Source organism: Kitasatospora sp. NPDC091257 (genome assembly GCF_044757675.1).
In the GTDB taxonomy this organism is placed as follows: domain Bacteria; phylum Actinomycetota; class Actinomycetes; order Streptomycetales; family Streptomycetaceae; genus Kitasatospora; species Kitasatospora lactacystinica.
In genome coordinates this window covers 1-5561 of the sequence record NZ_JBIVVI010000596.1, presented here as the reverse complement: position 1 = coordinate 5561, position 5561 = coordinate 1, and the positions used below count along the sequence as shown (strand labels likewise).

Below are 5561 nucleotides of genomic sequence, written 5' to 3'. Positions count from 1 at the left end.
GGGCGCGTGGGGACCGAACTCAACCGCCGCTGGGAGTCGGGGACGCACGCCTACAGCGTGTCCGACCCCTTCGGCCAGGGCCCGCTGCCCTGGCTGCGCAGCCCGGACCAGTACCTGGCCGGGGCGGAGGGCGCCGTGCCCTGGTACGTCTCGGTGGGCGCGCCGGGCCAGCAGTCGCTGACGGCCGGAGTCCGCAGGAAGCCGTCCGTCGGAACCCCGCAGGGCGCCAACGACGTGGACCAGCAGATCAAGGGCTTCGCCTCGGCCGGGGTGGTCCGCCCCGGCGGCTCGGTGGACTTCCGGGTCACCGTCAACCCGCCCCGCGAGTTCACCGTGAACATCTTCCGGATCGGCCACTACGGCGGTGACGGCGCCCGCCACATGACCTCCAGCCCGTCGATCGCCGGCCTCGCCCAGCCCGCCCCGCTGGTGGTCGACCGGACGGTCTCCTGCCACCACTGGTGGCACTCCTGGCGGCAACAGATCCCGGCGCACTGGAAGCCCGGCGCCTACGTCGCCGTGCTGACCACCGCGGACATGCTGCACCGCAGCCACATCCCCTTCACCGTCCGGGACTTCGAGGACCGGGCGGGCACCGCCGAACTGCTCCTGGTGCTCCCGGACGTGACCTGGCAGGCGTACAACCTGTTCCCCGAGGACGGCCGCACCGGCGCCAGCCTCTACCACGCCTGGGACGGCCGGGGCGGCCTGGTCGGCGAGCCGGAGGCGGCCGTCACCGTATCCTTCGACCGCCCGCACGCCACCGCCGGACTGCCGCTGCACGTCGGCCACGCGTACGACTTCATCCGCTGGGCCGAGCGCTTCGGCTACGACCTCTCCTACGCCACCGCCACCGACCTGCACGCCGGCCTGGTGGACCCGTCCCGGCACCGGGCGCTGGTCTTCCCCGGCCACGACGAGTACTGGTCCGAGCCGATGCGCCGGGCCGCCGAGCGGGCCAGGGACGGCGGCACCTCGCTGGTGTTCCTCTCCGCCAACACCATGTACTGGCGGGTCGAGCTGACCGCCGCCGCCTCCGGCGAGCCCAACCGGCTGCTCAACTGCCGCAAGCGGCAGAAGGTCGGTGCCGGCAGCCCGGCCGCCGGGGCGCCCGGCGCGGCCAGCGCGCTGTGGCGGGACGCCGGGGAGCCCGAGCAGCACCTGCTCGGGGTGCAGTACTCGGGGCGGGTCGCCGCGCCCGTCCCGCTGGTCGCCCGGCACACCGCGCACTGGCTCTGGGACGGCACCGGCCTCCAGGAGGGCGACGAGCTGCCCGGGCTGGTCGCCGGCGAGGCCGACCGCTACTACCCCAAGGTGGCGCTGCCCGAGCACGTCGAGCGGGTGCTGCTGGCGCACTCGCCGTACCAGGACCCGGCCGGCCGCACCCGCTACCAGGAGACCTCGCTGTACCGCGCGCCCAGCGGCGCGTACGTCTTCGCGGCCGGCACCTTCGCCTGGTCGCCCGCGCTGGGGCGCCCGGGGCTGACCGACGAGCGCATCCAGCGGGCCACCGCCAACCTGCTGGACCGGCTCTGCAAGAACCAGCTGCACTGACCACGGTGGCCGAGAACCGGCGCGCGGTGGCCGGAGAACCGGCGTTCCGGCGGGCGTGAAAGACTGCGGGGGCAGTGACCTCCCCTTTCGCGGTGCCCCCGCCCGTGAACGACCCCTGAGGACTGAACACCTTGAGCGGATTTGTCACCAAGCCCGAGCCGGTCCAGGTACCCGGCCTGGTCCACCTGCACACCGGCAAGGTGCGCGACCTCTACCGCACCGGTTCGGGCGAGCTGGTCATGGTGGCCAGCGACCGGACGTCCGCCCACGACTGGGTGCTGCCGAACGAGATCCCGGACAAGGGCCGCATCCTCACCCAGCTGTCGCTGTGGTGGTTCGAGCGGATCGCCGACATCGTTCCCAACCACGTGATCTCCACCGAGGTCCCGGCCGGCGCCCCGGCCGACTGGAAGGGCCGCACGCTGGTCTGCCGCAGCCTGGAGATGATCCCGGTCGAGGCGGTCGCCCGCGGCTACCTGGCCGGCTCCGGCCTGGCCGAGTACCAGGAGAGCCGCACGGTCTGCGGCATCGCGCTGCCGGAGGGCCTGGAGAACAGCTCCGAGCTGCCCGCCCCGATCTACACCCCCGCGCTCAAGGCCGAGGTCGGCGAGCACGACGAGAACGTCTCCTACGAGGAGACCGCCCGCCGGATCGGCGCCGAACTCGCCTCGCAGTTGCGCCGCACCACCCTGGACGTCTACGCCCGGGCCCGGGACATCGCCCGCGCGCGCGGCATCATCCTGGCCGACACCAAGTTCGAGTTCGGCCTGCTGGACGGCGAGCTGGTGATCGGCGACGAGGTGCTCACCCCGGACTCCTCCCGCTACTGGCCGGCCGACGAGTACGAGGCGGGCCGCTCGCAGTCGTCCTTCGACAAGCAGCTGATCCGCGACTGGCTGGTCTCCCCGGACTCCGGCTGGGACCGCTACAGCGAGCAGCCGCCGCCGGCGCTGCCGGCCGAGATCGTCGAGCTGACCCGCGCCAAGTACATCGACGTGTACGAGCGGCTGACCGGGACCACCTGGGCCTGACCCGCTCGACCGCCCGCGGGCACGGCCTCAGATCCAGCCGTGCTCGCGGGCGATCCGCACCGCCGCGTGGCGGTTCTCCGCGCCCAGCTTGGTGGCCGCCGAGGACAGGTAGTTGCGCACGGTGCCCTGGGAGAGCGAGGCCCGTTCGGCGATCTCGGCGATCGGGGTGCCGTCGGCGGCCAGCTCCAGGACGTCCGTCTCGCGCGGGGTCAGCGGGGTCTCGCCGGCGCTGATCGCGTCCGCCGCCAGCTCGGGGTCCACGTACCGGCCGCCGGAGCGCACGGTGCGGATGATGCCGGCCAGGTCCGCCGCCGAGACGGTCTTCGGCAGGAAGCCGCGCACCCCGACCTCCAGCGCCCGCTTCAGGTAGCCGGGGCGGCCGTGGCCGGTGACGATCATGCAGCGGCAGTCCGGCAGCGCCAGCCGCAGCTGGGTGGCCACCTCGATGCCGTCCTTGCCCGGCATCTGGAGGTCCAGCACCGCGACGTCCGGGCGGTGGGCCAGCGCCATCGCCAGTGCCTCGGTGCCGGAGCCGGCCTGGGCGACCACCTCGATGTCGTCCTCCAGCGAGAGCAGCGCGGCCAGCGCGCCCCGGATCAGGTGCTCGTCGTCGGCGAGCAGGACGCGGACGGGCGCGGCGTTCTCGGTCATCGGGCGGTCTTTCTTCCTCAGCGGGGGAGCGGGACGGTGGCGAGCATCCGGAAGACGCCCGCCTCGGCGGTCGACACGGTCAGTTCGCCGTCGTGGGCGGCGAGCCGCTCGCGCAGTCCGCGCAGCCCGGTGCCGCTGCCCTGGGAGGGGAACGGGATGTCGGGCACCCCGTCATTCTCCAGCTCCAGTACGGCCCGTCCGTCCTCGGTCCGCAGCCGGATCAGGCAGCGGCCGGCCTCGCTGTGCCGCAGCACGTTGGTGGTGGCCTCGCGGATCACCCAGCCGAACACCGACTGGACCGGGCCCGGCAGCCGGTCGGCGTGCTCGCCGAGGTCGATCTCGCAGGAGACGTCGGCCGAACGCAGCACCGCCCGGGCGCCGATCGCCTCGGCGTGCAGGTCGGCGGTGCGGTAGCCGCGGATGACGTCCCGGACCTCGCGCTGCGACTCCTGGGCGATCTTCTGCACCTCGGCCATCTGGTCGGCGGCCTCCTCGCGCCCCCGGCGGGCGAGCTGGACGGCGAGCTCGCTCTTCAGCGCGATGGTGGTGAGGTTGCGGCCCATCACGTCGTGGAGGTCGCGGGAGAAGCGCAGCCGCTCCTCGGCGACGGCCAGCCGGGACTGGGCCTCGCGGGCGGCGTCCAGCTCCCAGACGATCGAGGTGAGCCAGGCGAAGCTGCGGCAGCTGGGGCCGAGGAAGGCCATCCCGAGGGTGAGTCCGGCCAGGTAGCCGGCGGTGCCGGCGGGGTCGATCCCGGCGAGTACCGCGGCCGGGAAGACGGCCAGCAGCATACCCAATCCGACGACGGCGGCCCGGCGGGGAGCCAGCGCCACGCACACCGGGCCGTGGGCGAACAGCAACAGGCTGCTGGTGACGAACAGGGTGAAGGGGAGGCCGCCGGGGCTTTCCGGTCCGCCGTCGGCGGGGCCGAACAGCAGGACGGTCCAGGAGCCCGCCACCGCGAGGCCGACCGAGAGGGCGAGCCAGAGCCGGGGGTCGGTGGGGCGGCCGAGGTAGTGGTCCATCGCGACGCGGTAGGTCCGCAGCAGGACCAGGGTGGTGGCGAGCCCGATCAGCACGGAGATCCGGATCACCGGGATGTTCCCGGCCTGGCCGACGGCGCTCCCGGCGCCGAGCAGGACGCCGGGTAGGACGAACATCGCCATCAGGTAGAGCGACCAGCGCAGGTACAGCTCGGTGCGCTGGGGTTTGCTCAGGCTGGTCCAGTGCCGATGCGGCGACCGCATTCTCACTTCTTCCGCCCCCAGTTCGACCACGATCCTGCTTGCTGCCTTCATATCAGAGGCCGTACCGGGGGCGTTCCTTCGGATTACTGCTCGATGCTCAGCGGCGCGGTTCCCAGCGGAAGTAGCGCACCGCGCCCCAGACCGCCAGGCCCAGCCAGATCGCCCCGGTGACCAGGTGCGAGCCGGCGGCGCCCCAGGAGCCGGCGAAGCCGGTCGCGGCGGCCGAGCCGTCGGTGCCGAACCAGCCGACGCGGATCAGCTGGAAGGCCGGGGTGGTCGGCAGCAGGCGGCAGATGTCGGCGAGCTGCTTGGGCATGACCTCCAGCGGGATGAACAGCCCGGAGCCGAGCTGCATCACCAGCATGATCGGCAGGGTGGTGATGCCCGCGCTCTCCACGGTCCTGGTGAAGGCGCTGGACAGCGCGGCCAGGGCGATCATGGTGGCCAGCGCCAGCAGCAGGCCGACCAGCATCAGCACCGGGTTGACCGGCACGGCCAGGTGGAGGCCGAGGCTGCCGCCGATCCCGATCAGGGCGGCCATCATCAGGCCGAGCGCGACCGAGGGGACGGCCGTGCCGAGCAGGATCTCGATGTCCCGGGCCTCGCCGGTGCGCAGCCGCTTGAGGACCAGCTCGCCGCGCCGCCCGACGTACGCGGCGGTCAGGTTGTAGTACACGACGAAGGCCAGGATCATCCCGACCGAGCCGTAGACCAGCAGCGAGTCGACGTCCAGTCCGGGGTTGGACTCGGCCTGCTGGGAGAGCGCGCCCTTCAGGGTGAAGACCAGGAACAGCGGCAGCGCCAGGGCGGTGAACAGCGCCGTGCGGTTGCGCAGCAGCAGGGTGGCCTCGGCCCGGCCGAGGGCGAGCAGCCGACGGGCGGCGGTGCTCTGCGGACCGGTGGCGGCGGTGGCGACGGTGGTGGTCATCGGGCGGATCCGATCAGGCGGCGGCGGGCGGGGCGGTCGGCGGCGGGCGCCTGCGGGGGGTTCTGGTGGGCGGCCTCGGAGGCGATCGCGAGGAAGGCCTCCTCCAGCGAGGCGCTGCGGGCGTCCAGGGCGCCGAGCGCGATCCCGTGG

General features: G+C 73.4%; 5 protein-coding genes. 2 read left to right on the top strand and 3 right to left on the bottom strand.

The genetic code is table 11. The features are described from left to right. The first annotated feature begins 6 nt into the window (after positions 1–6). Together ACIQOV_RS25180 and ACIQOV_RS25175 are read left to right on the top strand one after the other, a co-directional pair. Positions 7–1554, top strand: coding sequence for a N,N-dimethylformamidase beta subunit family domain-containing protein (locus ACIQOV_RS25180; protein WP_401052056.1), 1548 nt, complete (start codon positions 7–9; stop codon positions 1552–1554). Positions 1555–1685: 131 nt separating this feature from the next. Further along, the gene (locus tag ACIQOV_RS25175; RefSeq protein ID WP_401052053.1) at positions 1686–2585 is read left to right on the top strand and encodes a phosphoribosylaminoimidazolesuccinocarboxamide synthase; all 900 of its coding nucleotides are present in this window, start codon (positions 1686–1688) and stop codon (positions 2583–2585) included. A 27-nt stretch (positions 2586–2612) separates the two neighbouring features. On the opposite strand, the gene ACIQOV_RS25170 is transcribed toward ACIQOV_RS25175, so the two are convergent. The 3 genes from ACIQOV_RS25170 to ACIQOV_RS25160 form a co-directional block, all read right to left on the bottom strand. Further along, positions 2613–3236 carry a response regulator gene (locus ACIQOV_RS25170; RefSeq protein ID WP_401052050.1) on the bottom strand — a complete coding sequence of 208 codons (624 nt, stop codon included), beginning with the start codon at positions 3234–3236 and terminating at the stop codon, positions 2613–2615. A gap of 17 nt (positions 3237–3253) precedes the next feature. Then, complete coding sequence (locus ACIQOV_RS25165) at positions 3254–4483, bottom strand: sensor histidine kinase (protein WP_401052048.1); 1230 nt, start codon at positions 4481–4483, stop codon at positions 3254–3256. Positions 4484–4580: 97 nt separating this feature from the next. Further along, positions 4581–5411, bottom strand: a complete 831-nt coding sequence (locus tag ACIQOV_RS25160) for an ABC transporter permease (RefSeq protein WP_401052045.1) — start codon at positions 5409–5411, stop codon at positions 4581–4583. Between the last annotated feature and the right edge of the window lie 150 nt (positions 5412–5561).

Bases quoted from the DNA above. Each gene is read 5' to 3' on its own strand.
- ACIQOV_RS25160 (WP_401052045.1), bottom strand. From the start codon at position 5,411: ATGACCACCACCGTCGCCACCGCCGCCACCGGTCCGCAGAGCACCGCC.
- ACIQOV_RS25170 (WP_401052050.1), bottom strand. From the start codon at position 3,236: ATGACCGAGAACGCCGCGCCCGTCCGCGTCCTGCTCGCCGACGACGAG.
- ACIQOV_RS25165 (WP_401052048.1), bottom strand. From the start codon at position 4,483: ATGCGGTCGCCGCATCGGCACTGGACCAGCCTGAGCAAACCCCAGCGC.